The following is a 26624-nucleotide window of genomic DNA, read 5'->3' on the forward strand; positions in this document are numbered from 1 at the left end:
ACACGGATCGCCACCCGCGCAGGCCAGGCCCGCGCGGATGGGTCGGATCAGGCGACCAGGGTGTGCGGAGGACCGCGCGCGGCGTGGGCCGGCCAGGGCAGGGCCTGGCGCGGCGGGGCCCGGTGTTCGGGCAACAGCGAGGGCGCCGCCTGCAGCAGCGGCAGCAACAGCAGGATCAGGACGAAGGGCAGCAGCCGCGCGGCCAGCAGGCAGTAGTCGCAGGCCATGCCGTCATGGTGATCGGCCGGCATGCCGTCGGGCGCGGCGTGCCCCATGGCGGCCATGTCCATCGCCAGGCCCGGCGCGTGGTCGCCGTGGCCGGCCGGCTGCGACGCGGCGCCGGCCAGGTCGACCAGGCGCAGACCGCCGCTGGTGCACAGCGCGGCCAGCGCGCGCAGCGGCTCGGCCTGGTCCTGTCCCTGCAGCCAGCGGCTGACCACCGGCGCCACGACCATCAGCAGCGCGCCCAGCAGGGCAAGCCGATGCATCAGTCCGAGGAAGCGGCGGTGGCGCAGCATGGCCCGCATTCTAGTGGGTGCCGCGCCGGTGCGCGCAGGCACGCGGATGTGTAGAGGCCTTCACGGGTGCGGCGCGACGGCGGCCTACTCTTGCGCGCTGCGCCGCGGCGCAGCGCGCCCGCCAGGAAACCTTCCTCCGCATGTCAGCCGTCATCCCGCCCCCGCGCGACACATCGCCCCTCGATTGCGCCGCGTCCACCGCGCCGCTTGCGGTCAACGAGACCCTGCGGCTGGAGACGCTGCACGCCTACGCGATCCTGGACACCCCGCGCGAGGCCGCCTTCGACGACATCACCAGCCTGGCCGCGCTGATCTGCAATGCGCCGATGGCGCTGATCAGCCTGGTCGACGCCGACCGCCAGTGGTTCAAGAGCGAGGTCGGCATGGGCGCGCAGCAGACCCCGCTGCACTCGTCCATCTGCGCCCACGCGATCCTGGAGGACGAGGTGCTGGTGGTCGAGGACACGCTGGCCGAGCCGCGCTTCGCCTGCAATCCGCTGGTCAGCGGCGAGCCCTACCTGCGCTTCTACGCCGGCGCGGTGCTGCGCAGCTCCGACGGCCTGCCGCTGGGCTCGCTGTGCGTGCTGGACACCATGCCCCGCACCATCGCACCGCGCCAGCTCGAGGCCCTGCAGGCGCTCGCGCGCCAGACCATGGCCCTGATGGAACTGCGCCGCACCCTGGCCCTGGCGCAGGAAGCCAACCATTACCGCGCCCGGCTGATGGCCATCGCCGGCCACGACCTCAAGGCGCCGCTGCGCAGCGCCGGCTACGCGCTGGAAAAGCTGCGCCGCACCCTGCCCGGCGATGCCCCCGCCCTGCCCGCGCTGGACGACGCGCGCGCCGCACTGGGTCAGATCGGCCGCGGCTTCGACCAGCTGGCCAGCCTGGCGATCGCCGGCGGCGATGACGCCCGCCCCGACCTGATCGACCTGCCGCTGCAGGACGTGATCGACGACATCCTGGCCACCTGGCGCCGCCCGGCGCAGCAGCGCGGCCTGCGCCTGCGCAACGTGCCCACCGCCCTGCGCGTGCGCAGCCACCGCACCCTGCTGTCCACGCTGCTGGGCAACCTGCTCGGCAACGCGGTCAAGTACACGGACACCGGTTCGGTGCTGATCGGCTGCCGCCGCCTGGGCGACCGCGTGTCGGTCGAGGTGCTCGACACCGGCGTGGGCATGGACGCGCACGACGCGCGCGAGATCTTCAGCGCCTTCCGCCAGGCCGATCCGCATGGCGAGGGACTGGGCCTGGGACTGTGGATCGTCAGCCGGACCGCGCAGACCCTGGGGTATCCGGTGGAGGTGCAGACGCGCAAGGGGCGCGGGAGCCGCTTTCGGGTCGTGTTGCCGCTGGCCTGAGACGAGGTTCCAGATGGTCCGCCTGCATGCTCCTCGCCGCCCTGCCCTGGCCGCCGCGTTCCTCGGCCTTGCACTGACGACCGCATCGCTCTGGGGCCAGACCCCGGGGCTCACCGCGTCGGCAACTCCGCGAGCGCTTCCGGATGTCGCGCTGCCACCGGAGCTGGATCGCGTGCTTCGCGACTACGAGCGCGCATGGCGCGCGGGCGATGCCGCGGCGCTCGCCAGACTGTTCACCGAGGACGGATTCGTTCTGCAGAGCAACCGCCCGCCCGCTCGGGGCTGGCGCGACATCGAGGCGGCCTATGCCGGGCAAGGCGGCAGTCCGCTGCGCCTGCGCGCGCTCGCCTTCGCCGCGGAGGGAACGACCGGCTACATCATCGGCGCCTACGGCTATGGCGATGCGCCTGGCGACACGGGCAAGTTCACGCTGACCCTGCGCCGGGCGGCCGGTGGACCGTGGCGGATCTTCTCGGACATGGACAACGCGGGTGCGGCGCCGCCCGGGAGCCGGCCCGATACGGCGCCGTGAACGGTCCGTCGGAAGGGCTGGAGATGCGCGCTCCCTGACCGTCCGTGCATCGCCACGCCGAGGAAGAACACGCTCTGGCGACCTGCCCCCGCCCGAAAGGAAATCCGCCAACGCCACGCCACCTTGCGTGCCATCGCGCGCGCCTGGCCCCTCGCCGTGCCTTGCGGGGACCCGAGCGCGACAGCACGGGCGAAGAGTGAAGTCCCTGGAGTCCCGCTTTCGCGGGAATGACGACCTGGAGGTAGCGCGCGCCCGCGCGGCCCCTCAGCTGGTGATGGTCTGGGTCAACGCTTCCCACGTCGGCGGCACCGGCCAATCCGCCTCGCGGTTGCCGTCCATCACCTGCCGCAGGTCGCGCTTGTCGATCTGCGGCGCCAGCACATGCACCAGATCCAGGGCGTAGTCGCGCAGCACCCGCTCGCGCGGGAGCACCGCCCAGGCGATGCACTCGCTGATCTCCGGCGGCGCCGGCCAGGCGCGCAGGTCGGCGTCGCCGGCGTTGACCGCCATCTCGGCCAGCAGGCCCACGCCCATGCCGGTACGCACGTAGGTCTTGATCAGGTCCGCATCCAGCGCGGTGAGCGCGATGTTGGGCTCCAGGCCGGCCTGCACGAAGGCGCGCTGCAGCGACGAGCCGGGCCGGGTGGAGGATTCGTAGCTGATCAGCGGCTGGCCGGAGAGCGCGGCCAGATCGGGCGCGGCGCCCTTGCGGTCCAGCGCGTGCCCGCGCGGCACCACCACCAGGCGGCGCCAGCGGTACAGCGGCACCGCCAGGCCGGCCGCCGGCGTATCGCCGGAGGTGCTGATCACTGCCATGTCGGCATCGCCCTGGCCCAGCAGGTCCAGCGCGTCGGCCTCGGCGGCCTGCTGCAGGTGCACGCTGACCTGCGGATAGGCGCGCTTGATCTGCGCCACCGCGTGCGGCAGCACGAAGCGCGACTGGGTGTGGGTGGTGGCCAGCACCAGCTGGCCCTGGCTCTCGCGACGCTGGTTGGCCGCGTAGGTGCGGATGTTGTTGGCCTCGGACAGCACGGCGCGCGCGCGCTGGATGACTTCCACGCCGGCCGGCGTCACCGATTCAAGACTGCGGCCCTTGCGCACGAACAGCAGGAAGCCCAGCTCGTCCTCCAGCTGCTTGAGCTGCTTGGACAGGCCCGGCTGGGTGGCGTGCACGCGCGCGGCCGCCAGGGTGATGTTGAAGTCGGCGTCGGCGATGGCGACCAGATAGCGGAGCTGGGTCAGGGTCATCTGCGGAAGATCGCTGGCAAGGTACGGCGCGTGGGGAGATGAATGTACGTGTTCCGGCCGGCAGCGCTTATAACGTAGGGTTATCTGAACGCAGCGGCAAGTCATTTCCGATGGTCATAAGCGGCGCGTAGCGTCGTGCTCCTCTCGACCCGGACCCGCCCGTGAGCGCTGCGCTGTTTCCCCTGTTCGCCGACCTGCGTGGCCGCGCCGTCCGCGTGGTCGGCGGCGGTGCGGTGGCCGAGCGCAAGGTCGAGGCCCTGCTCCATGCCGGCGCCCTCCCCCACGTGGGCGCACCGACGCTGACCCCGCGCCTGGCGCAATGGGCCGAGCAGGCGCGCATCGCCTGGCAGCCAGGCAGCTTCAGGCCGGACTGGCTGGACGGGATGTGGCTGGTGATCGCGGCCACCGACGAGGGCGAGGTCAACCGGGCCGTCGCCGCCGAAGCCGCATCGCGCCGCTTGCTCGCCAACGTGGTCGACGACGCCGAGCTGTCCAGCTTCCAGGTGCCGGCCCTGGTCGAGCGCGGCGCCCTGCAGATCGCCATTTCCAGCGGCGGCCATGCGCCGATGGTGGCGCGCCACATCCGCCGGCAGCTGGAGACGCTGCTGGACGACTCCTGGGGGTCGCTGGTTGCCCTGCTCGGCCGGCAGCGCGCCCGCATCCGCGCCCGCTTCCCCGAGATGGGCGCGCGCCGCCGCTTCTTCGAGCAGCTGCTCGCCGGCGCCGTCCCGCGCCTGCTGCGCCAGCGCCAGGACGCGGCCGCCGAGACCGAGCTGCAGCGCGTGCTGTCCAGCGCCGCCCAGGCCCCCGCCGGCACCGTCACGCTGGTCGGCGCCGGCCCGGGCGATGCCGGCCTGCTCACGCTCAACGCGCTGCGCGCGATGAACGAGGCCGACGTGATCCTGCACGACCGCCTGGTCAGCGCCGAGGTGCTGGCGATGGCGCGTCGCGACGCCACCCGCATCGAGGTCGGCAAGTCCGCCCAGGGCCACAGCACGCACCAGGACCAGATCCACGCGCTGATGCTCGAGCACGCCCGCGCCGGACGGCGCGTGGTGCGGCTCAAGGGCGGCGATCCGTTCGTGTTCGGCCGCGGCGGCGAGGAGCTGGAATTCCTCAAGGCCCACGGCATCGCCTTCGAGGTGGTGCCGGGCATCACCGCCGCGCTGGCCTGCGCGGCGTATTCGGGCATCCCGCTGACCCACCGCGACCATGCGCAAGGCCTGCGCCTGGTGACCGCGCACTGCCGCGACTCCCTGGATACGCTGGACTGGCAGGCGCTGGCGCAGGAACGCCAGACCCTGGCGGTCTACATGGGCGTGGCCGGGCTGGAAGCCTTCCGCGAGCGCCTCATCGCCCACGGGCGCGCCGCCGCCACGCCGTTCGCGCTGGTCGAGAACGGCTCGCGCCGCACGCAGCGCGTGATCACCGGCACCCTGGCCGACCTGCCCGAGACCGCGCGCCACCACCAGGTGCGCTCGCCGGCTTTGCTGATCCTGGGCGAGGTCGCCGCGCTGGCGCACACGCTGCACTGGCACGGCGATGCGCCACTGCCGGCGCCCGCACCACATTCCGACAACACCGACGCGCCCACGCTGTCGCGCGCCGCCTGATCCCACGCTTCGCAACGAAAGAGACCTCTTCGCATGGCCATCTACGACAACATCCTGGATACCATCGGCCGCACCCCGGTGGTCAAGCTCCATCGCCTCGCGCCGGCGCACGCCACCGTGTATGCGAAGGTCGAGTCGTTCAATCCCGGCGGCTCGGTCAAGGACCGCCTGGCCTTGGCGATCATCCTCGACGCCGAGGCCCGCGGCCTGATCAAGCCCGGCGACACCGTGGTCGAGGCCACCTCGGGCAACACCGGCGTGGCGCTGGCGATGGTCTGCGCGGCGCGCGGCTACAAGTTCGTGGCCACGATGGTGGAGACCTTCTCCATCGAGCGCCGCAAGCTGATGCGCGCCTACGGCGCCAAGGTCATCCTCACCCCGGCCGCCGAGCGCGGCAGCGGCATGGTGCGCAAGGCCAGGGAACTGGCCGAGCAGCACGGCTGGTTCCTGGCCAGCCAGTTCGCCAATCCGGCCAACCCGGCCTATCACCGCAACACCACCGGGCCCGAGATCCTGCGCGACTTCGCCGGCCAGCGCCTGGACTTCTTCGTCACCGGCTGGGGCACCGGCGGCACCCTGACTGGCGTGGGCGAAGTGCTCAAGGTCGCGCGCCCGGACACCAGGATCATCGCCACCGAGCCGGCCGGCGCGGCGCTGCTGAAGGGCGATGAGTGGAAGCCGCACAAGATCCAGGGCTGGACCCCGGACTTCGTGCCGGAAGTGCTCAACCGCGAGGTCTACGACGAGCTGTACACCGTCACCGACGAGCGCGCGATCGAGACCTCGCGCCGGCTGGCGGCCGAGGAAGGCATCTTCGTCGGCATCTCCGCCGGCGCCACCCTGGCCACCGCGCTGGAAGTGGCCGAGAAGGCCGTGCCGGGCTCGGTGATCCTGGCGATGCTGCCGGACACCGGCGAGCGCTACTTCTCCACGCCGCTGTTCGCCGACATCAACGAAGGCAGCGACGACGACTGGCTGGCCGGGCTGCCCTGAGCCCGGCGCTCAGCGTCAGGAATGCACGAACGGGCCGCTCAATGCGGCCCGTTGTCCGTGGTCGGCACGTAGGCCTTGAGCGTCTGCGCCGCGCACTTGGGATGGTTGGTCACCAGCACGTCGGCGTAGTGGGCATCGATGTAGTCGACGTAGGCCTTGCAGCCCTGCTTGGCGACCTTGGCGTTCAAGGCCGCGTTGTCCTCGGCCTCGCCGTCGATCACGTCGGTCACCAGCACCGCGCCGGCGGTCTTGGCGTAGCCGAAGACCTTGTTCTTCGAATCCTGCGGCACGTACATCGCCAGCGGCCGGCCAGCGGCGATGCGCTTGTAGTAGTTCGCGTCGGACTGGGTCTTGATCAGCACCGCCACCAGGGCGCCGTCGGCGTTGGCCAGCGCCTCGGCGGCCGCGCCGCGCTCGAAGGTCAGCAGGATCACGCGGTTCTGCAGCTTGCGCTCGCGCAGCAGCGGCGCGAGCGTGGCGACCCGGGTGTTCTTCAGGTCGATCATCAGGATCACGTCGGGCACACCGGCGGCCCAGTCCAGGACCTTGGTCAGGCGCGGCAGCGCCTCGTCGGTCGGCTTGCCGTGACCGTCCTTGAGCCTGACCGCGTCCAGCGCCTGGCTGGTCTGCGCCTTGATCGGGCCGGTGCCGGTGGTGGTGCGGTCCAGGGTGTCGTCGTGCAGCAGGTAGAGCACGCCGTCCTGGCTGGCGGCCAGGTCCATCTCCACGCCGATCTGGTGGTTGGCCACCTGCTGCATCTGCACCAGGCTGTTCTCGGCGCCGTCGGCGCTAGCGCGGCCGCGATGGGCCACGATCAGCGGGCGCTGGCTCAGCCGCATCTGCGGCACCTCGGCGCCCTGGCGGCGGCTCTGCGCCAGCGCGGGCGCGGCCATCAGCAGGGCCAGCACGGTCAGCGACAGGGCGCGCAGGGGACGGGGGGATGCGAGGTTGGCAGGCATGGTGTCACTCCTTCGGCACGCCGTGCGACCACGCCTCCCAGTGCGTCAGGATGGCCTCGGTCAACGCATGCCCGACTCGGTAGGCGTTGTGGGTCGATGGCAGGAAGCCACCGGACTTGGCCGACAGCGAGACGCCCACGTCCTGTCCTGGCGCCTCGCGGTCGAAATTGGAGGCCGTGCGCAGCAGGGCGATGCGGTCGAACTGCAGCCTGCCCGCCTCGGCTCCCCGCTTGAGCGCGGTCAGGGTGGCATTGTCCTCCATCTGGGTGATGCAGTAGCGACCGCGCCCGCCGGTGGTCAGCTGCACGTAAGCCTCCATCGCCGCGGCGATGAGGCTGCCGTGCCAGTAGGTGTCGCTGGTCAGGCTGTCGCAGATGCTCACCGCCGGCGCGGCGCGCGCGGCCGGCTGCGGATACTGCAGGCGATAGGCCGCGGCCGCGTCGCTGTCTTCCAGCGCCACGCCGGCGCTCAGGGCGTAGGCCTTCCGCAGCAGGGTCTCGTCGAGCTGGAACACCTCGGTCCCGGTGCGGTGCTCGACCTGCTGCCCGGGCGCGTTGGCGCCGAGCATCAGCAGGTTGGACGACCAGCCGGCCGGCTGCTGGCGCGGGTCGACCGCGCGCATCAGCCCGCCATCGATGGCCAAGCGGGCCCAGTGCGCCGAGCCCAGCGTGCCCTGCTCCGGCGCGACGCCGCCGATGCCGGCGATCAGGACATAGGTGCGGCGCAGGTCGAAGCGCGGCGAGGCCACCAGCGCGGCGACCGAACTGGCCGCATTGGCCAGGCCCATGTCGGTGGTCATCAGGCACAGCCCGGCGGGCGTGCAGTCCACGGTCGGATACCTGGGCGACAGGCCCGGCACGGGCACCTGCGTCTGGAAGCGCTCGGCCTCGCGCCAGGGCGCTGCCTCCGGCGCGAACATGGTGATCACCAGCACCTTGGGCGCCAGCGGCTTCTGCGCGAACGCCGGCGTGGCGCACAGGCAAAGCAGCGCCGGCAGCAGGAACTTGCTCAGGGAACGGAACATGCGGGCTCCGGTGTGAGGGATGACGGGAAGGACGCCCGGACCGCACAAGCGGCTCCGAACGTCAAAAGTGGACGCGACAGCCTCATGCGCGGCCACCGCGTGGGGCAATCAGCAGATGTCGGGCGCGTGGGATGGCCCCGCGCCAAGCCTACCGCCCCGCACGCGGGGCGACAGACGCGAGGTCCGCGGGGCCAGGCCCCGCGGACGATGGCGCGCGCAGCGCGGACCCTCGTCCGCGGCCGCGCGATCCGGCGGTGTTACAGGTCGAACGAACCGCCCACCGTCACCATGAAGGTGCGGTCCTGCAGCAGCTGGTAGGTATCGGTGCCGACCGAGCGGTAGGTCGTCACGCTGGAGGCCCAGGTGAAGGCCTTGCGGTTGGCCACGTTCCACAGGTTGACCTTGATGTAGGGCTTCTTCAGCCAGCCCGCATCGGCGAAGTTCCATCCGCCATTGAGGTTGATCGTGGTGTAGCCGCCGGCATGGGCGCGGTTTTCCCAGTCGGCGTAGATGCCGCCCAGGACATTGGCGTTGGCGCTGGCCCAGAACGGCCCCTGGTCGTAGTTCACCGCGACGTAGCCCACGTTCTTGGGCGCGTTGATCATGGTCTTGCCGTCGGTGTCGTAGGTGACGCCGGCCACGGTCAGGTCGCTCTTCATCTCCGACTTGTTGTAGGCGTAGGAGGCGTAGGCGGACCAGTTGTCGTCGAACTTGTAGCTGACCTCGCCATTGATGCCGGTCACGTCGACCTTGTCCAGCGTGGTGTAGACCGAGGCCTTGCTGACCGGGTCGGTGCCGCTGACCTGCTTGTCCTTGAACTTGCTGCTGTAGATGTCGACCATCGCGCTGACCTGGTCGCCGTAGAAGCGCCAGCCCAGGTCGGCCGTCCAGGAGGACTCGGGCTTGGGCTTGATCGTGCCGCTGGGCTGGGCCAGCGCCGCGGCCGCGGCCTTGCTGTAGAAGTAGTTCAGCGCGGCGGTGTTGATCGGGGCGCGATAGGCCTGGCCGATGCCGAAGTAGAACTGGTTGCGCTCGTCGAGCTGGAACTTGACGCCGCCGGTCGGGGTGAACTTGTTGTACTTGGCCTCGCCCTCGCCGGTCACCTCGCCCAGGCTGGTACCGGTGGTCGCGATGCCCGAGTCCGGCAGATTGGTGTACCAGCCCTTGCGGTTGACCCAGGTGTAGGCGCCGCCCAGCGTCACGGTCCACTGGTCGTTGGGCGTCCAGGTGTTGGTCGCGAACAGGCGCTTGGTGTCGGTGATCGAGTAGGAACGGTAGGTCTGCAGGGCGCTGCCGTTGGGATAGGTCAGCATGTCCTCGTTGTCCTGGCCCCACAGGTTGGACGGGTCGCCGTCGATGCTGGTGGGCATCAGGTTGCGGCTCTGCTGGTTGCGCGGACGCTCGTAGAGCGCGCCGAACTCCAGGCTGTCGTTGAGGCCGAAGTCCTGCTTGAACTTGACGTGGATACCGGGGCGGTAGGTGTCGGAGGTGAACATCTGATAGACCGGCACATTGGTATCGCGCGTGTCGCCGTCCTTGTTGGCGTCGATGCCGCCGTAGGCCGATTCGTTCTGGGTGGTCCCGCTGCCGCCACCGCCGTAGCCGTAGACCATGTACGGCACCACCGACAGGTGCAGCGAGTCGGTCAGGGTGAACTCGCCGTCCAGGCTGGCGATCCAGCTGCGGAACGGGTTGGTCTGCATCCAGGCGTAGGCGCCGGGCGCGGCCGGGTTGTAGTTGCCGTCGTAGCCGAAGTGGTAGTTCTGGTGGGCCTGGGCCTTGGTGACGTTGCGGTAGTTGTTCTTGAACTCGCGGTTGTACTGCAGCGAGCCGGTGATCGAGTTGTCCTCGTCGATGGTCCACACCGACTTGGCGTCGACCTTGGTCACCAGCGACTTGCCGGTGCCGCGCCATAGGCTGGTCTCGTTGTTGGAGTAGGAGATCCACGAGCGCAGCGGGCCGGTGTCGCCGGTGTTGTAGCGCAGGAAGGTGCGGTGGTAGCCGTTGCTGCCCGCGCTCTGGCTGAAATCCAGGCCGGCTTGCGCCGTCGGGTCGACGGTCACCCAGGCGATGTTGCCGCCGGCCGCGCCGATCACCGGCGAGGTCACGCTGGGATAGCCCTGCTCGACGGTGATGTCGCCCATGTTCTCGGTATCGCCGTACTCGGTGGCGTACATCTTGTAGTTGCCCGAGTCGTTGATCGGCACGCCGTTGACGGTCACGCCCACCTCATCGGGCGGATAGCCGCGCACGGAGAACTGGCCATCGTTGAGGCCGGTCACGTCGTTGGTGGCCGAGGTCGCGCCCGGGATGCTGGACAGCATCTGGGTGAAGTTGGCGCCGGGCGCGGCCTTGAGGATGGCCTCGCGGCCGATGGTGGACACGGCCTTGGGCGCGTCCTGGACCTGCATGTTGCCGCCGCCCAGCGACAGCGAGGTGCCGGTGACCTTGACCGCGTCGAGCTGGCGCGCGCGCTGGGTGGCGTTGGAATTGGTGGTATTGGAGGTGGTGGTGACGCTGCTGCGCTGCCCTGCGTCGGTGCCGGTGGCGTCCTGGGCGAAGGCGGCGCCGGCGGTCGCGTACAACGCGGCCGTGACGGCAAGGGAAAGGAGCGCTTTGTTCATGTGGGGATTGCCTGTGTGGGTGAGGGTTCGAGCCAGGACATCGCCGCGCCGGCGCACGCACGCGCCGGCTGGCGTCCGGGCCGCGTCCGTGGCCCGACCGCTTGCAACTCCGGAAATCAGGGCACGGCCGTGCCGACCGCGCGCGGCTGGGGCCGGGTGAGCAGGCGCGTCATCAGCGCCTCGAACCGCGGCACATCAATGCTGCGCACGACGGTCTGGCGCTGTTCGCCCAGGCCCGGCGCGTACGGCGGGCTCCAGGACAGGATGTCGCCATAGCCGGCGCCACGGTCGAGGTTGGTATCGACCATCAGTTCGTCGGATGCGGTGATCAGCGAGGGGTCCAGCCACACCGCCACGGCCAGTTCGTCCCACAGCGGGAAGCCGGTCTGGCGCGAGGCCAGCGCGCGGGCGATCGGCGTGTCGGCCGCGCGCATGCGCCCCAGGAGGTCCGGGGTGACCTCGGTGGCGGTGGACGGGTCGACCGGCACCATCACGATCTTCTTCCACGGCGCGCGCATGACGATGCTGGCGGCCTCGGGATCGAAGCGGATGTTGAACTCGCGCCGCGGCGTGTTGACGAACTCGCGCGCGAACTGCCGCGCCGCCTCGCTGTCGCGGGTCTGCCTGGGCTCCAGGCTGCCGCCCATGTAGACCAGTTCCTTGGCCAGGCTGGCGAACTGCGGGTCCAGGCGCTGGGCCAGCGCCAGGTTGGTCAGCGGCCCGGTGGCGAGGATGGTCACCTGCCCCGGATGCGCGCGCACCATGCGCAGCAGGAACAGCGCCGCCGGTTCATCGCTGGCCTTGACCACGCTGGGATTGCCGAGCTTCAGATCGCGCACCACCTCGGGGCCGTGGTAATCCGGATCGGCCTGGAAGTTGTCCTCGACCCAGTGCTTCATCCACACGCCCTTCCACACCAGCCTGCCGTACAGCGCTTCCCAGCGCTCGGTCTGCGCTTCGGTGTTGACCAGCGGATCGATCGCGCCCTGCACCGCCGGCACCTCGGGATGGCCGGTGATCTCCAGCATGCGCCGCGCATGCGCGGTGGCCTGGGTGGCCCAGGCGTTGCCGCTGACCGTGGTGATGCCCAGCACCTCCACGTCGGGCGCCTGCAGCGCCATCACCTGCGCCGGGGCGAAGCCGTCCAGGTCGTCGTCGAGGATCACCAGCCGCTTCTGTCCCGCCCACGCCGACGCACTCGCGGCCAGCGACAGCAGCAGCGCGCCGCGCGCCAACACGCGTGCGAGGCGGCTCATCGGCGCGCCTCGGCCAGCTGCTGGGTTTCGAAGGCGACGAAGTCGCGCTCCAGCTGCCACTGCAGACGCGCCTTCTCGCTGCCCTCGAGCAGCGCCTTGCAGCGCGCCGCCTCGCTGCCGGACGCCAGCGAGGCGGCGCAAGCGGCCGCAGGCGTGCGGCCATCCGCATCCCACAGGCTCTGGCCCGGCGCGAAGGAATAGGTCAGCCCGTTGCGCGCAACCTGCTTGAGCGTGGCGTAATCCAGGCCCTGCTCGGCCACGGCGCGCTGGTATTCGTGGGTCATGTCGCTGCGCGAGACGCCCTCGTCGTCCGTGGACAGCACCACCGGCACGCCCGCGGCCAGGTACATCGGCAGCGGATGGTCGCTGCCCTTGACCCCGAGGATCACGTCGTTGCTGGTCAGGTTGATCTCCACCGCCACGTGCTGGGCCTTCATCTGCCGCAGCAGTCCGGCGGCATCGTCCTCGTAGCCGATGTCCACGCCGTGGCCGATGCGCCTGGCACCGGCGGCCACCGCATCGCGGATGTGGAAGCGCAGGTCCGCCGGCGGCACCAGGCCCAGGCTGAGTTCGCCCGCGTGCAGGGTCAGCGGCACTTGCGGGTAGCGCGCGGACAGCAGCTTGAACATCGCCATGTGCAGGCGGTAGTCGCGCAGCGCGACCGGGTTGTCCTCCGGCGCGACGATGTTGACCCCGGCGTAGCGCTGCGGATCGGCCTGCACCACCGCATAGCCCATCAGCATCTGTCCGAACACCACCGGCGCCGGCAGCGTGCGCAGCGCGTACGGCACGTAGCGATAGCGCACGCCGCAGCCGATGCTGGCATCGGCCTGCCCGCAGCGCAGCAGCTGGGCCACGCGCGCATCGAGCGCGGCGGTGTCGGCCCTGGCCGCCTCGACCAGGGCCGGCAGCTGCGCCTGCAGCGGCGCCAGGTTTGCGGCCAGGTCGTCGGTGTTCCATTCCAGCGCGCCGGCGCGCTTGCCGAGCTCGGCCGACTGCGCGGGATTGGCGATCAGTTCGACGTAGCTCACGCGGTCGCGGGCGGCCTGCTCCAGCGTCGCGGCGATCGCGTCGGGGCGCCGCGCCTGCGAACTGCCGAAGCGGCCGAAGGTGCTGAAGAACTGGTCGTGTCCCGAGGCCGCCGCGTTGCCCTGCACGAAGTTGCGCATCGACAGCGCATCGACCGTGGCGGAGAAGAACGCCGCATCGCGCGCGGCCAGGCCGCGTGCCGGCACCGCGCCCTCGCCGCACGGCGGCGGCAGCAGCTGATGGGTATCGCGGGCGATGCAGCCCTGGTCCTCGTCGGCCCAGCGCAGGAAATCCTCGGCGTAGTTGCTGCCACCCACATGGTTGTGCAGGTCCGCGCCCTTGGGCATGGCCTGCAGGAAGGCGCGCAGCTGCGGGCCGTTGCCCGCCACGCGCTGCATCAGCGCGGCCACCTTCGCCTCGCGCGCAGCGGCCGCGCCGCCGCCATCGGCCGCCCAGGCCTGGCCGACCAGCGCCACACAGGCGATCACGCCCCAGATTGTTCGACTTCCCACCACGTGCACGACTCCCCTTGCCAAAACGTCTTGCGAAATCCCCACCGCCCGCGTCGCGCTACAGCGCGTAACGCAGCACGAACAGCGCCGCGACCACCCAGGTCGCCACGTGCACGCCGCGCCAGCGCCCGGTGCCGAGCTTGAGCAGTGCATAGCTGACGAAGCCCAGCGCCAGGCCGTTGGCGATGGAATAGGTGAAGGGCATGCCCAGCGCCGCCAGGCTGGCCGGCATGGCCTCGGTGACATCGCTCCAGTCCAGGTGGACCAGCTCGCGCAGCATCAGCCCGGCCACGTAGATCAGCGCCGGCGCGGTCGCATAGGCCGGCACCATCGCGGCCAGCGGCGAGAACAGCAGCGCCAGCAGGAACAGCGCCGCCACCGTCAGCGCGGTCAACCCGGTGCGGCCGCCGGCCTGCACGCCGGCGGCGCTTTCCACGTAGGCGGTGGTGCTGGAGGTGCCCAGCAGCGAGCCGGCCAGGATCGCGGTGCTGTCGGCCACCAGCGCGCGGTCGAAGCGCCTGCGCTGGTCCGGGCGATCCAGCAGCCCGGCGCGCTGGGCCACGCCGGCCAGCGTGCCGGTGGCGTCGAACATCTCCACCAGCAGGAACACCAGCAGCACGTGCAGCAGCGCGGCCACGCCGCCGTGCTGGCTCAGCGCGCCGGCGATGTCCAGTTTCAGGAAGGTCGGCGCCAGGCTCGGCGGCCACGCCATCAGCCCGGCGTAATGCACCTTGCCCAGGGCCAGGCCGGCGGCGGTCACCACCAGGATGCCGATCAGGATCGCCCCGCGCACCCGCAGCGCGTCCAGGATGCCGATCAGCATCAGCCCGGCCAGCGCCAGCAGCGGCTCGGCCTGGTGCAGGTCGCCCAGGGTCACCAGCGTGGCAGGGCTGTCCACCACCAGGCCCGCGCCCTGCAGGCCGATGAAGGCCAGGAACAGGCCGATGCCTGCGGCGATGCCGCTGCGCAGCGACAGCGGGATGCCATCGACCAGCCAGCGCCGCGCGCCGGTCAGGGTCAGCAGCACGAACAGGCAGCCGGACAGGAACACCAGCCCCAGCGCCTGCGGCCAGGGGTAGCCCATCGTGCCGACCACGGTGAAGGCGAAGAACGCGTTGAGTCCCATGCCGGGCGCCAGGCCGATCGGCCAGTTGGCCAGCAGCCCCATCAGCGCCGATCCCAGCGCCGCGGCCAGGCAGGTGGCGACGAACACCGCGCCCTTGTCCATGCCCGCCGCGCCGAGGATGTCCGGGTTGACGAAGACGATGTAGGCCATCGTCAGGAAGGTCGTGGCCCCGGCCAGCAGTTCGGTGCGCACCGTGCTGCCGTTGCCGGCCAGATCGAAGCCGCGGCCCCTCATCGGCGGGCGCCCCGTGCGGGAGCGGGCGACGAGGCAATGGCGGCGGGCTGCAATCGGGGCATGAGCGGTCCGGTGGCGGAGGGTGTGCGGCTTGGGCGGCATCGCGACGCGGACGCTGCACGGCGCGGATCACGGCACGGGCGGTATTCCCGCGCTGGACCCGGCGCGCGGCCGGCCAGCCGATGCTGCAGAGCAACACGATCTTTTCACACGGAACTTACAGATTTGCAAGCCATCGAACGTCACGGTGTGTGACCGATGGGCGATATTTCCGCCTTATCTGGAGCGGCGGGTGGGGTCGCCCCTGCCGCGAGGGCCGAAGGTCGGCGCCTCTCTCGCATCCGGCGAAAGTCCCTGGATCCCGCGTTCGCGGGAATGACGGGAGGGAGTTCTTCGCGGCTTCCCCGGCTGCTTCCATGCCGCAGGATCCGCCCCCTCCCTTCGCGCGGCGAAGGGAAGGGCTGGGGAGGGGTTGGCTTTCAGGCTTGGGGCTGCGGGCGAACCCTGAGCGCCAGCCTCCCGCCCCCTCAGGGCAGCGGCAGCGTCTGCCCCTGGTCCGGCAACACGAACGCGACGCCCTGGCGGTTGCCCGCCTCCAGCTCGGCCCGCACCAGCGCGCGCGGATCGCGCCCCCGCACCAGGCTCGGCTTGATGTGTCCCACCAGCACCGGCAGTCCCTTCAGCGGCGCGGAGCCCCCGGCCGCGGCGGCCAGCGCGTCCAGCTCGCGCAGCAGCCAGGCCGGGGTGAGATGGCCGAATAGCTGCGCATCGGGCACGTCGTCCGGGAACGAGGCCTCGATCAGCATCCCCTTGAGCGCGTGCCGGCGCACCAGCGGCGCCAGCACCTGCCAGATGTCCGCCAGCCGATGCTGGCCGCCGGACAGCGCATCGGGCCCGGTATCGCCGAAGTAGGCGAAGTAGGCATCGCCGCTGCGCACCAGCAGCATAGTCGAGGTCAGGCGGTCGTGCCAGAGCGGATAGGCGCAGGCCGACAGCGCGGTGCCGGGCACATCGAACCACTGCCCCGGCACGGCCTCGGTCAGTGCGTAGCGGCCCAGCGCCGGCGCCGGCCCGCGGTCGGCGAAGTTGGGCCAGGCCTGCCAGTTGAAGTAGTCGGCGCTCAGCGTCTCCAGCGTCGGCGCCAGCCCGTAGATCGGCTTGTGGCCGGCGTCGTCGGTGGCCGCGACCAGCAGCCCGCCGACATGGTCCAGATGCGCATGGCTGACGAAGGTGCCGGCGATCAGGTTGCGCAGGACATTCCCCTGCGGCGTGAGCCCGGCGGCCGGCAACGCATCGGCGAACGCACCCTGCCGCAGCGCGCGGGCGATGCCCGGCAGCACGGTGCCGGCATCCAGCGCCAGATAGCGCGTGTCGCCCTTGGCGCGGATCAGATAGGACGACAGGTTGCCCTCGTCCAGCCCGCCCTCGACCCCAAGCGCCACCAGCTCGAATCCCGCGTCCTTCGGCGCGGCCAGCGCGAGGCTGGCCGGCAGTACCAGCGCCAGCAGGCCAATGCGGAAGAGCGTACGAAGACGGGCGATGGACATCGGCAAACCCTGGCAGGTGGGGCGGCCAGTCTACGGGCGCTTTCCCGCAGGCCGCGGGCTAAGATGTCGCCCCGGACACAAGGACGATCACGCGGCGTGCTGGAAGAACACACCCTGGAAGGCGCTGCGCGCCCCTCGAACACGCCGCTGCTGGTCCGCCTGACCTCGCCGGTGCACTTCCTGCTCGCCTTCGGTGTCGCCGCGCTGGCCCAGCGCGTGTTGGCCCTGCCGCTGCCGCAGGATGGCGCATTGCTCGCGATGCAGTGGGCGGGCTCGCTGCTGGCCCTGGCCGCGCTGGGCCTGTCGCTGTGGTGCTTCGCGCTGTTCGCCACGCGCCGCACCACCCTCCTGCCCGGCAGCCAGCCCTCGTCCCTGGTGGAGCGCGGACCCTACCGCCTCACCCGCAACCCGATGTACGTCAGCCTGCTGGGCAGCTATGTCGGCCTGGCTGGCTATCTGGTCGTGCCCTGGGCACTGGTCCTGCTGCCGCTGCCGTGGCTGGCGCTGCAGCGGGTGGTGATCCCGTTCGAGGAAGCGCGCCTGCGCGCCGAGTTCGGCGGCGCCTACGAGCGCTACTGCGCGCGCGTGCGGCGCTGGCTGTAGCCTTTGCCGCCATGAGCCAGACCTGCATCGGCCTCACCGGCGGCATCGCCTCGGGCAAGAGCGCGCTCGAACGCGCCTTCACCGCGCGCGGCATCGTGGTGGCCGACGCCGACCGCATCGCGCGCGAGGTGGTCGAACCCGGCACGCCGGCGCTGGCCGCCATCGTGGCGCAGTTCGGCGCGGAGGTGCTCGACGCGCAGGCCGGGCTGGACCGCGCGGCGATGCGCCGGCGCGTGTTCGAGGACGACGGCGCGCGCCAGGCGCTGGAAGCCATCGTCCATCCGGCCGTGCGCGCGGCGCTGGAGGCGCGGTGCCGCGCCGCCGCCAGTCCCTATGCGGTGGCGATGATCCCGCTGCTGGCCGAAGGCGGCGGCCGCGAGCGCTACCCGTGGCTGCAACGCATCTGCGTGGTCACCGCGCCGCTGGCGGTGCGCATGGCGCGGCTGCTGTCGCGCGACGGCATCGATCAGGCGCTGGCGCAGCGCATGATCGATGCCCAGGCCAGCGACGCCCAGCGCCTGGCCATCGCCGACGACATCGTGCGCAACGACGGCAGCCTGGAGGACATCGACCGGGCCGTGGCCGAACTGGACGCGCGCTACCGCCTGCTCGCCGGCGCCTGAGCGCCGCACAAGGAATTCAGCCCGAGGGCCACAGCCCGCGCAGGGCGGCGATGCCCTGCGCGCCGTGCTGGTGCGCCTGCGTCATGTCGTCCACGCCGAGCCCGCCGGTGGCGTAGATCGGCAGCGAGACCAGCTCGCGCAGGGAGGCGAAGGCGTCCCAGTCCAGCGCGGGCGTCATGTCGGTGGCGCGTATGGGGCCCAGGGTGACGAAGTCGCAGCCCAGCGCCTCGGCGCGCCGCAGATGCTCGGCCGTCCGGCACGAGGCGGCCAGGCGCACGCTCGCGGCCACCGGGCGCGCGTCGATGCGCATCAGCTGTTCGGTGCGCAGGTGCAGGCCCACACCCAGATCGCGCGCCAGCTTGGCCGCGCCCTCCAGCAGCACCTCGGCGCCGGCGGCGCGGCACCTGGCCACGGCGGCGGCGGCCAGGGTCGGCCAACCCGCATCGGCCTCCAGACTGCGCGCGCGCAGCCGCACGCGGCGGATGCCGCCGGCCAGCGCGGCCTCCAGGCCGGCCAGCCAGGCGTCGGCGTCGGCGCCGGGCTCGGGCGTGACCAGATAGCGGTCCGGCTGCTGCAGCACCGCCACCACCGGCTTGTCGGCGGCCGGCATCGGATAGCGCTGCAGCTTGTCCTGCGCCACCCAGGCCAGGGCCTGGCCCTCGACGCCGCGCGGCACGCCCTTCCACGTGGTCACCCGGCGCACATCCAGCAACAGGCGCTTGTCCGGATACAGGTGCGGCACGCGCATGATCGGCGCGCCGACCTGCACGGTGATGCCCAGCTCTTCCTGCAGCTCGCGCACCAGCGTTTCCTCGGTGGACTCGCCCGGCTCGCGCTTGCCGCCGGGGAACTCCCACAGCCCGGCCAGATCGCGCCCGTCGCCGCGCCGGGCCAGCAGCAGGCGGCCGCGCGCATCGGTGATGGCGGCGGCCACGACATGGATGAAGCGCAGCGGTGCGGGCTCGGTGGTGGACACGGGCGGTGCGGGATCGTCAGGGGGAGGGTGCGCACTCGGACCCGGCAGCCGCCAACCGCGCGGCCACCGCACCGATCATGCGGGAACGCCCCCATGGTACCGGACGAGCGGCCGTGGGCGCCGCCCTAGTGGCGATGGGGCTTTACTGGGAGAGCCTCATCGCCGCCATGGCGGCTCCCACATTGCCCCCGCAACGCTCAGTGCTTGTCCGGCACGCGCTCGTAATTGGACAGGGCCAGTTCGAGCAGGGCCTTGGCCTGTTCGCGCAGCACCGGCGGGGCGACGATCTCGGCATCCGAGCCGTAGTGCAGCACGTCCATCAGCAGCTCGCGCGAGGCGCTGTAGGGCACCTTCAACTCGTAGCGGCCGTCGGGCAGGAAACGGCCCTCCTGACGCGCATGCCACTGCTCGTCGGCGACCCAGCGCGCGGCCTTGGGGCTGAACACGATCGTCGCCCAGCCCTTGGGCTCGCCGGAGAAAATGCCGTAGCTGGAGGCCAGGTGCTGGCTCAGCTCGTCCTTGCCCATTTCCACCGCCGCCTCGTCCAGCGCGCGGGCGTTGCTGATGCGGTCCACCGCGAAGCTGCGCAGCGCTTCGCGGCCGTGGTCCCAGGCGTCCAGGTACCAGTTGTCGCGGTAGTGGGTGATGCGCTGGGGCGAGACCACGCGGCGGGTGCGCTCGTCGGTGGAACGGGCGCGGTACTCGAAGCTCAGCTGGCGTCGCTCCAGCACGGTGCTGGCCACGCAGCGGAAGGCGGCCTCGTCCAGGCGCCGGCCGCGGTGCGGGATCACCCGCACGCGTTCGACCGGCCAGCGCTGGGCGCCGGCGTGGTCGGCCAGCAGGCCTTCCAGGCGCTTCTGCAGCGGCGCCAGCGCGCCGGCCAGCACCCCGCCGCCGGTGCGCAGCAGCAGCTGCTGCGAGGCGACCAGCGCGTAGAGCTCGTCGGAGCTGAGCCACAGCCCCGGCAGCTCGAAGCGGTCGCTCTGCCCGGCCGCATAGCGGAAGCCGGCCTCGCCGTCGCCTTCCACCGGGGCCATCAGCGCATCGCGCAGATAGGCCAGGTCGCGGTAGACGGTGGCGCGCGAGCACCCCAGCTCGTCCTGCAGGCGCTTGACGGTGACCGGGTAGCGCGCGCCCTTGAGGATGCGATGCAGCGCGGTGATGCGTTCGATCTTGTCCATGCGGCCGATTATGGCCGAGCATGGCATCAAGAAAGCGACGCAGGCGCGCTTCAGCCGCCCGCGCGCAGTCTGGCGGCGACGGCCTCGAGTCCCCGCCCTGCCCCACCGCCGGAGTCCGCAAGTCCCATGTTTCGTCCCGCCGTCCCCGTCCTGGCCTGCCTGCTGCTGGCCGCCTGCGGCCGATCGCCGCAACCGGCCACCGCCTCCGCGCAGGCCGCCGGCACGCCGCTGCAACAGGTCACCGCGTCGATGCAGGCCTTCCAGGACGCGCGCAGTTTCCACGCCGAGATGCACCTGCAGGGCGCGCGCGAGGCCCACGACACGCTGGATTTCGTCGCCCCGGACCGCTACCGCCTGCAGATGCCCATCGGCACCCAGGTAATCGTCGGCGACGTGCTGTACCTGCAGTCGCAGGGCCGCACCGAGAAGCTGCGGTTGCCGGAAGGCATGGTGGCGCAGTGGCGCGATCCGATGCGCGTGCGCGAGAGCCGCGGCCAGCTGCGCGTGCGCGAGGCCGGCGTCAGCCAGATCGACGGCGTGCAGGCGCGGCAGTACGAAGTGACCAACGGCCCGGCGCAGGCGCCGGTGCAGTTCACCTACTGGATCGGCCCGGACGGCCTGCCGCTGCAGCTGCGCCACAGCGGCCTCTCCCAGCAACAGCCCTACACCATGACCGTGCGCTACAGCCGCTTCAACGACCCGGCCATCGTCATCGATACGCCGGTGTCCACGCCCTGAGGGCCTCGCCCGCCCCGGTTTGCCTAGCGTCTGTCGCCGGCCGCGGCAAGCCCGCGCATTACGTTGACATTCAACGTCGCGAAAAGACACTTTCGCGCCGAGGGCCGGGGATACCGGCCTTTTTGCTATCCGCGCGTCCCACCCCACACGGAGATCCCCATGCCCCGACGCCTTTCCTGCGCCCTGTTGCTCGCCCTCGCGGCGCCGCTGCCCGCCCTGGCCGGTAATCTGGTCGACACGCCCAGCCTGGCCAAGATCGACAACAACACCGGCTGGACCGGCAACGGCGAACTGGGCCTGGCCATCTCCAAGGGCAACACCGACAACGAGACCTTCGTCGGCAAGGCCAACCTGGCCTACAGCGACGACACCTGGAAGCACGCCTTCGGCGTGGCCGGCCAGTACGCCAAGGACGATGGCGAGGAGACCGCGCGCCGCTACGAGCTGTTCGGCACCAGCGGCCGCCGCCTGAGCGAGCGCAGCTACATCTGGGGCTCGGTGCGCAACGAGCGCGACCACTACACCAGCTACGAGTACCAGTGGACCACCGCCATCGGTTACGGCTACGAGGCGATCAAGAACGACACCCAGCACCTGACCTTCGAGATCGGTCCGGGTTACCGCTGGTCCAAGGACCAGGGCGTGCAGGTCCACCACAACGAGACCATCGGCCGCGGCATGATCGACTACGGCTACAAGCTGACGTCGAACACCTCGCTGGTGGACACCCTGCTGGTCGAATCGGGCAGCGACAACACCTTCATCAAGAACCTGTTCGGCCTGCAGGTGGCGATGTCCGAACGCCTGGCGCTGAAGGCCGGGCTGGAGACGCGCCACAACACCGAGGTCGATCCGGACACCAAGAAGACCGACAACCTGACCACGGTCAACATCGTCTACAACTTCAAGTAAGCCGCGCACCGTCGCGATCAAGGCCCCCGCCGCGGCGACATGGCGGGGGCTTTTTGCGTTGAAGCCCGGGTGCATCGAAGACGCGGGACACCCCTCCCGTCATTCCCGCGAACGCGGGAGGCGTTTCTCGGCAGACCATGTCTGACCATCCAGCGCCTTCGGCCCTCGCAGCAAAGCCGCTGGGTTCCCGCTCGCGCGGGAACGACGCTTAGAGGCTTGCCCGCGTCCCAGCACTGCCAACTCAAAGCTCGCCATCCCGCGAACGCGGGGATCCATGGACGTCCATGCAGGTCGCGCAACGTCCTTGGGGGCTCGCTTTCGCCGGAACGACGATGCCTGCTGGGCGTGCTCGAGGGACGCGCTAGCCCCTTGTTCTCGAACCACGATGCTGCCGGTGGTCGACGCAGCGCAGAGTCGACCTGGCACCGACGAGCACCCGGACGCTTCAGGCATCCAGCTCCGCCAGCAGCGCATCGGCGCCGTTGGCCAGCAGCGCCTGGGCGACCTGGTGGCCGAGGTTCTCGGGCGTGAGATCGGCCGATGCGGCTTCGGCGTGCACCAGCGTGCCGGCCTGCGCCGAGCCCACCAGGCCGCGCAGGCGCATGCCGCTGGCCGATTCCTCGGCGAACGCGCCGACCGGCACGTGGCAGCTGCCGTGCAGGGCGCGGTTCATGGCGCGCTCGGCCTCCACGCAGCGGCGCGTGGGCACATGGTCCAGGGCGGCGAACAGCGCCAGCACCCGCGGTGCGTCGCCGCGGCATTCGACCGCGATGGCGCCCTGCGCCGGCGCCGGCAGCCACTCCGGCGCGGCCAGGCGCGCGGCAATGCGCTTATCGAAGCCCAGCCGCAGCAGGCCGGCGCAGGCCAGGATGATGGCGTCGTAGCTGCCGGCGTCGAGCCTGGCCAGGCGGGTGTTGATGTTGCCGCGCAGATCGACGAGTTCCAGGTCCGGCCGCAGCGCGCGCAGCTGCGCCTGGCGCCGCAGCGAGGACGTTCCCACGCGCGCACCGTGCGGCAGCGCGTCCAATCGCCGATAGGCGTTGGAGACGAAGGCATCGGCCGGATCGGCGCGCTCCAGGATGGCCGGCAGCACGAACGGGCCGTCCAGTTCCATCGGCACGTCCTTGAGCGAATGCACTGCACAGTCGGCGCGGTCGTCGAGCATGGCCAGCTCCAGCTCCTTCAGGAACAGGCCCTTGCCGCCGATCGCCGCCAGCGAGCGGTCCAGCACCTCGTCGCCGCGCGTGCTCAGGGGCACCAGTTCGACGTCCAGGCCCGGATGGGCCAGGCGCAGCTGGTGGGCGACGTGTTCGCTCTGCCAAAGGGCGAGCGCGCTCTTGCGGGTGGCGATGCGCAGCGATCTCATCTGGGCATTATCGCCGCAAGTGGGGATTGGGGATTGGGGATTGGGGATTGGGGATTGGGGATTGGGGATTGGGGATTGGGGATTGGGGATTGGGGATTGGGGATTGGGGATTGGGGATTGGGGATTGGGGATTGGGGATTGGGGATTGAGGATTGAGGATTGGGGATTGCCGTTGTTTTCGCGGCCGCAAGGATGGCGCGCACAGGCGGATCGCTTTTCGCTGATCCAGCCCCGTGACCCCTCGCCCCACGCCTACAGCGACTTGACCGTCTCGCGCAGGCCGGGCACGCAGCGACGGCTGACCTCCAGCGGCGCCGCCGCATGGCGCAGCACGGCCTGGACCTTGCCGTCGTCGACCCGGCGCAGCTCCATCAGCTCGTGGCGGGCGACCAGGCAGTTGCGGTGGATGCGCACGAAGCGGCTGGCGAATTCTTCCTCCAGCGACTTGAGCGATTCCTCGATCAGATCCTCGCCGCGCGCGTGGTGCACCACCACGTACTTCTCCTCGGCCTGCAGATAGTGGATGTCGTCCAGCGGGATTAGCCGCAGGCTGCCGCGCAGGCGCGCGCACAGATGCGTGCGCGCCTGCCGCTGCGCGGCGCTGGGCGCCGGCGCGCTGCTGCGGCCGGCGACGAAGGTGCGCGCGCGCTCCAGCGCCGAGGCCAGCCGCTCGACGCGGACCGGCTTCATCAGGTAGTCGATCGCGGCCGCCTCGAACGCCGACAGCGCGTGCGCGTCGTAGGCGGTGCAGAACACCACCGCCGGACGCGGATCGAACGCGGCCAGATGACGTGCCGCCTCCAGGCCATCGACGCCGGGCATGGAGATGTCCAGCAGCACCAGATCCGGGCGCAGCTCGGCCACGGCCTGCAGCGTGGCCAGCCCATCGCCGACTTCGGCCACCACCTCGGTGCCGGGCTGCTCGGCCAGCAGCGTGCGCAGGCGCTCGCGGGCCAGCGGTTCGTCGTCTGCGATCACCACCGTCAGGGGCATGCGCACCTCAGGTCAGGGGAATGGCGAGCTCGCAGGCATAGTAGCCCTGCGCCCAGAAGCCCGTCACCCGCGCGCCGGGCCCGAAGCGATACGCCAGGCGATGGGCGATGTTGCGCTGGGCGTGGCCGGCGCCGCGTCCCACCGCCGGCACCGGCACGCTGCCGGGCTCGGGCGCGGGATTGCGCACGACGATGCGCAGCGTCCTGTGCTCCACGCCCAGGGCGATGTCGATGGTGCCGCCCTGCGGCAGGCGCGAGACGCCGTGCAGCACGGCGTTCTCCACCATCGGCTGCAGCACCAGGCGCGGCAATACCAGGTCCCAGGGCAGCGGCTCGGTGCGCTCCCAGCGCACGGACAGGCGCTCCCCCAGGCGCAGCGATTCGATCGACAGATAGCGTTCGGCCAGTTCGACTTCCTGGGCCAGGGTCGAGTTGTCCTCGCCGGCGCCCAGCGCGGCGCGGAACAGATCGGACAGGTCCAGCACCGCGCGTTCGGCCACCTGCGGCGCGCTGTGCAGCAGGCCGGCGATGAGGTTCATGCTGTTGAACAGGAAATGCGGGCGGATGCGCGCCTGCAGCGCGTCGGCCTCGGCGCGCGCGCTGGCCTGCACCTGTGCGGCCCAGCGGTCGCTGACGTAGAAGTAGCGCAGCGCCAGCGCGCCGATCAGCACCACCATTCCCGCGCTGCCCAGGGTGAAGCGCCAGAAGCCCACCGCCAGTGCGCCGTCAGGCAGGCCGATGGTGGAATACAGCACCGCCAGCGCGCTGGCCGACAGCAGTCCCACCACGCCGGCCACGGCCAGCGCCACGACCGCGCCCAGCCGCGGCGGCAGGCGCGTCAGCTGCGGACGCAGCAGGCACAGCAGCGCCGTCGCCGCGATCGCCTGCCACAGCGCGAAGGCACTGATCGAGGCGAAGTGCTGGATGCTCCACGCGCCGCTGCGGTCCGGCGCCAGCGCCAGCACGACGACCACCAGTTCGGCCAGGCCCAGGATGACCGTCAGCCGCGGCAGCGTGCACAGCTCGGGCAACCACCCCTGCGCGGCGGGCGCGGTCGCCATGCTTCAGCCGAAGCGCCGCGACATCCAGTCGCCGAGGTCGCGGATTTCCTCCGCGCTGACCGAATGCGGCATCGGATAGTCGTGCCAGTCCACCTGGAAGCCGGCGGCGGTGAGCGCCTGCGCGCTGCGCTGGCCGAAGGCCGGCAGCACCACCGGGTCGGACGTGCCATGGCCCATGAAGATCGGCTGGGCCTTGGCGGCGTCGCTGGCGAATTCAGGCAGCTGGTCCGCGCCCGGCAGGTAGGTGGACAGCGCGATCAGGCCGGCCAGCGGCACGCGTCGGCGCACGCCGGCCGCCAGCGTGATCGCCCCTCCCTGCGAGAACCCGGCCAGCAGCACGTTGGCGGGCGCGATGCCGCGTTCGCCCTCGCGCGCCAGCAGCGCCTCGACCTGGTCGATGGACTGCGCCACGCCGGCGGCGTCGGCGCGGGTGGCGAAATCCATCCCCGCGATGTCGTACCAGGCGCGCATGCGCAGGCCGTTGTTGATCGTGACCGGCCGCACCGGCGCATGCGGGAACACGAAGCGCAGCGCCGGCCAGCCCGGGCGCACCAGTTCGGGCACGATCGGCGCGAAGTCGTTGCCGTCGGCGCCCAGGCCATGCAGCCACAGCACGCTCCAGGTCGGCTGGGGGCCGGTCTGCAGTTCGACGGCGTCGAGGAATTCGGTCATGGGTCTTCTCGTTGCGGGGGGGGCGCCGGGAAGCGCCGGAGCTTCAGTCCAGCTCGACCATCTCGAAATCGTCCTTGGTCACGCCGCAGTCGGGGCAGGTCCAGGTGTCCGGCACGTCCTCCCAGCGCGTGCCCGGCGCGATGCCCTCCTCGGGCAGGCCTTCGGCCTCGCGGTAGATGAATCCGCAGACCACGCACATCCAGTTGCGGTAGGTGGTGGCGTCGTGCTCGGGCATCGGATAATCGCAGTTCCTTGGGCGCCCCATTGTCACACAGCCGCCCGCGCGCACCGGAGTCGCCATGCCTGCTTTCCTTCCCCGTGGCCTGTACCTGCTCACCCCCGACCTGGACGATGACGCGCTGCTGCTGGCGCGCGTGCGCCCGCTGCTGGACAGCGGCGCGGTCACCTGGCTGCAGTACCGCAACAAATCGGTGGGCGATACCCAGCGCGCCCGCCAGGCCGCGGCCCTGCTGCCGCTATGCCGGGCCGCGGGCGTGCCGCTGATCATCAATGACGATGCCGCGCTGGCGGTCGAACTCGGCGCGGCCGGCCTTCACCGAGAGGATGCCACCACGCCGCTGGCCGAACTGCGCGCCACGCTCGGCCCGGACGCACTGCTCGGCGCCTCGTGCTACGACCAGCCGGCGCTGGCCTACGAGGCCGTGGAGGAAGGCGCCAGCTATGTCAGCTTCGGCGCGTTCTTCGCCAGCCGCAGCAAGCCCGGCCCGAACCGCGCGACCACGGCGGTGTTCGACGCCAGCGCCGGCCTGGGCGTGCCGCGCGTGGCGATCGGCGGGCTAACTTCCGACAACGCCGGGCCGATCGTCGCCGCCGGCGCCGACCTGGTGGCGACGATCGGCGGCGTGTTCGATGCGCCCGATCCGGTGGCCACGGCGCGCGCGCTGCGGGCGCTGTTCGACTAGC

25 protein-coding genes are annotated in these 26624 nt (G+C 71.2%); 9 read left to right on the plus strand and 16 right to left on the minus strand.

From position 1 onward, the window contains the following. Positions 1-47: 47 nt before the first annotated feature. Positions 48-518, minus strand: coding sequence for a DUF2946 family protein (locus LAJ50_RS15980; protein WP_130550092.1), 471 nt, complete (start codon positions 516-518; stop codon positions 48-50). A 140-nt stretch (positions 519-658) separates the two neighbouring features. Between LAJ50_RS15980 and LAJ50_RS15985 the strand changes: the two genes are divergently transcribed. After that, on the plus strand, positions 659-1879 hold the full coding sequence (locus LAJ50_RS15985) for a GAF domain-containing sensor histidine kinase (protein WP_138651258.1): 1221 nt from the start codon (positions 659-661) through the stop codon (positions 1877-1879). Between the two features lie 13 nt (positions 1880-1892). Then, positions 1893-2411: a nuclear transport factor 2 family protein gene (locus LAJ50_RS15990; RefSeq protein ID WP_138651257.1), complete on the plus strand. Its 519-nt coding sequence runs from the start codon at positions 1893-1895 to the stop codon at positions 2409-2411. 264 nt (positions 2412-2675) lie between these two features. On the opposite strand, the gene LAJ50_RS15995 is transcribed toward LAJ50_RS15990, so the two are convergent. After that, complete coding sequence (locus LAJ50_RS15995; protein WP_130515697.1) at positions 2676-3659, minus strand: LysR family transcriptional regulator; 984 nt, start codon at positions 3657-3659, stop codon at positions 2676-2678. A 161-nt stretch (positions 3660-3820) separates the two neighbouring features. On the opposite strand from LAJ50_RS15995, the gene cysG reads away from it, so the two are divergent. Together cysG and cysK are read left to right on the plus strand one after the other, a co-directional pair. Beyond that, a complete protein-coding gene (gene cysG / locus LAJ50_RS16000) occupies positions 3821-5272 on the plus strand; it encodes a siroheme synthase CysG (RefSeq protein WP_138651256.1) in 1452 nt (483 codons plus the stop codon). 33 nt (positions 5273-5305) lie between these two features. Beyond that, entirely contained in the window at positions 5306-6265 is a 960-nt protein-coding gene (gene cysK, locus LAJ50_RS16005) for a cysteine synthase A (protein ID WP_130550096.1), read from the plus strand. Between the two features lie 38 nt (positions 6266-6303). Here cysK and LAJ50_RS16010 read toward each other — a convergent pair whose 3' ends face one another. The 7 genes from LAJ50_RS16010 to LAJ50_RS16040 form a co-directional block, all read right to left on the minus strand. Further along, on the minus strand, positions 6304-7224 hold the full coding sequence (locus LAJ50_RS16010) for a glycerophosphodiester phosphodiesterase family protein (protein ID WP_130550097.1): 921 nt from the start codon (positions 7222-7224) through the stop codon (positions 6304-6306). 4 nt (positions 7225-7228) lie between these two features. Further along, the gene (locus tag LAJ50_RS16015) at positions 7229-8248 is read right to left on the minus strand and encodes a purine nucleoside permease (protein WP_138651255.1); all 1020 of its coding nucleotides are present in this window, start codon (positions 8246-8248) and stop codon (positions 7229-7231) included. A 257-nt stretch (positions 8249-8505) separates the two neighbouring features. Further along, positions 8506-10872, minus strand: coding sequence for a TonB-dependent receptor (locus tag LAJ50_RS16020; protein ID WP_130550099.1), 2367 nt, complete (start codon positions 10870-10872; stop codon positions 8506-8508). 116 nt (positions 10873-10988) lie between these two features. After that, a complete protein-coding gene (locus tag LAJ50_RS16025; RefSeq protein ID WP_138651254.1) occupies positions 10989-12128 on the minus strand; it encodes a nucleoside hydrolase in 1140 nt (379 codons plus the stop codon). Beyond that, the gene (locus tag LAJ50_RS16030) at positions 12125-13555 is read right to left on the minus strand and encodes an adenosine deaminase (protein WP_205961501.1); all 1431 of its coding nucleotides are present in this window, start codon (positions 13553-13555) and stop codon (positions 12125-12127) included. The genes LAJ50_RS16025 and LAJ50_RS16030 overlap by 4 nt, the downstream gene beginning before the upstream one ends. A 172-nt stretch (positions 13556-13727) precedes the next feature. Further along, the gene (locus LAJ50_RS16035; protein ID WP_138651252.1) at positions 13728-15029 is read right to left on the minus strand and encodes an NCS2 family permease; all 1302 of its coding nucleotides are present in this window, start codon (positions 15027-15029) and stop codon (positions 13728-13730) included. A 527-nt stretch (positions 15030-15556) separates the two neighbouring features. Beyond that, positions 15557-16576, minus strand: a complete 1020-nt coding sequence (locus tag LAJ50_RS16040; RefSeq protein ID WP_138651251.1) for a 3',5'-cyclic-nucleotide phosphodiesterase — start codon at positions 16574-16576, stop codon at positions 15557-15559. 99 nt (positions 16577-16675) lie between these two features. On the opposite strand from LAJ50_RS16040, the gene LAJ50_RS16045 reads away from it, so the two are divergent. Beyond that, complete coding sequence (locus LAJ50_RS16045) at positions 16676-17179, plus strand: isoprenylcysteine carboxylmethyltransferase family protein (protein ID WP_224096604.1); 504 nt, start codon at positions 16676-16678, stop codon at positions 17177-17179. Positions 17180-17190: 11 nt separating this feature from the next. Further along, the gene (gene coaE, locus LAJ50_RS16050) at positions 17191-17802 is read left to right on the plus strand and encodes a dephospho-CoA kinase (RefSeq protein WP_138651250.1); all 612 of its coding nucleotides are present in this window, start codon (positions 17191-17193) and stop codon (positions 17800-17802) included. A 16-nt stretch (positions 17803-17818) separates the two neighbouring features. On the opposite strand, the gene LAJ50_RS16055 is transcribed toward coaE, so the two are convergent. Continuing rightward, positions 17819-18778: a Nudix family hydrolase gene (locus LAJ50_RS16055; protein ID WP_224096342.1), complete on the minus strand. Its 960-nt coding sequence runs from the start codon at positions 18776-18778 to the stop codon at positions 17819-17821. A gap of 197 nt (positions 18779-18975) precedes the next feature. Then, the gene (locus LAJ50_RS16060; RefSeq protein WP_130523262.1) at positions 18976-19959 is read right to left on the minus strand and encodes a YafY family protein; all 984 of its coding nucleotides are present in this window, start codon (positions 19957-19959) and stop codon (positions 18976-18978) included. A gap of 126 nt (positions 19960-20085) precedes the next feature. Here LAJ50_RS16060 and LAJ50_RS16065 point away from each other — a divergent pair, with 126 nt between their 5' ends. Next, positions 20086-20697: a hypothetical protein gene (locus tag LAJ50_RS16065; RefSeq protein WP_138651249.1), complete on the plus strand. Its 612-nt coding sequence runs from the start codon at positions 20086-20088 to the stop codon at positions 20695-20697. Between the two features lie 159 nt (positions 20698-20856). Then, positions 20857-21609: a DUF481 domain-containing protein gene (locus LAJ50_RS16070; RefSeq protein ID WP_130550107.1), complete on the plus strand. Its 753-nt coding sequence runs from the start codon at positions 20857-20859 to the stop codon at positions 21607-21609. Positions 21610-22054: 445 nt separating this feature from the next. Here LAJ50_RS16070 and hemC read toward each other — a convergent pair whose 3' ends face one another. From hemC to LAJ50_RS16095, 5 genes are all read right to left on the minus strand, one after another. Then, positions 22055-22975, minus strand: a complete 921-nt coding sequence (hemC, locus tag LAJ50_RS16075; protein WP_138651248.1) for a hydroxymethylbilane synthase — start codon at positions 22973-22975, stop codon at positions 22055-22057. A gap of 252 nt (positions 22976-23227) precedes the next feature. Then, positions 23228-23968: a LytTR family DNA-binding domain-containing protein gene (locus tag LAJ50_RS16080; RefSeq protein ID WP_171044698.1), complete on the minus strand. Its 741-nt coding sequence runs from the start codon at positions 23966-23968 to the stop codon at positions 23228-23230. A 7-nt stretch (positions 23969-23975) separates the two neighbouring features. Further along, on the minus strand, positions 23976-25028 hold the full coding sequence (locus tag LAJ50_RS16085; RefSeq protein ID WP_130550109.1) for a histidine kinase: 1053 nt from the start codon (positions 25026-25028) through the stop codon (positions 23976-23978). Between the two features lie 3 nt (positions 25029-25031). Beyond that, positions 25032-25700 carry an alpha/beta hydrolase gene (locus LAJ50_RS16090; protein ID WP_130550110.1) on the minus strand — a complete coding sequence of 223 codons (669 nt, stop codon included), beginning with the start codon at positions 25698-25700 and terminating at the stop codon, positions 25032-25034. A 43-nt stretch (positions 25701-25743) separates the two neighbouring features. Further along, positions 25744-25965 (minus strand): rubredoxin, encoded by a 222-nt coding sequence (locus tag LAJ50_RS16095; RefSeq protein ID WP_138655372.1) that lies wholly within the window; start codon positions 25963-25965, stop codon positions 25744-25746. Positions 25966-25999: 34 nt separating this feature from the next. Between LAJ50_RS16095 and LAJ50_RS16100 the strand changes: the two genes are divergently transcribed. Beyond that, complete coding sequence (locus LAJ50_RS16100) at positions 26000-26623, plus strand: thiamine phosphate synthase (protein ID WP_138655374.1); 624 nt, start codon at positions 26000-26002, stop codon at positions 26621-26623. Position 26624: the final 1 nt, after the last annotated feature.

The sequence above is a fragment of the Pseudoxanthomonas sp. X-1 genome, assembly GCF_020042665.1.
Taxonomy (GTDB): Bacteria; Pseudomonadota; Gammaproteobacteria; order Xanthomonadales; family Xanthomonadaceae; genus Pseudoxanthomonas_A; species Pseudoxanthomonas_A spadix_A.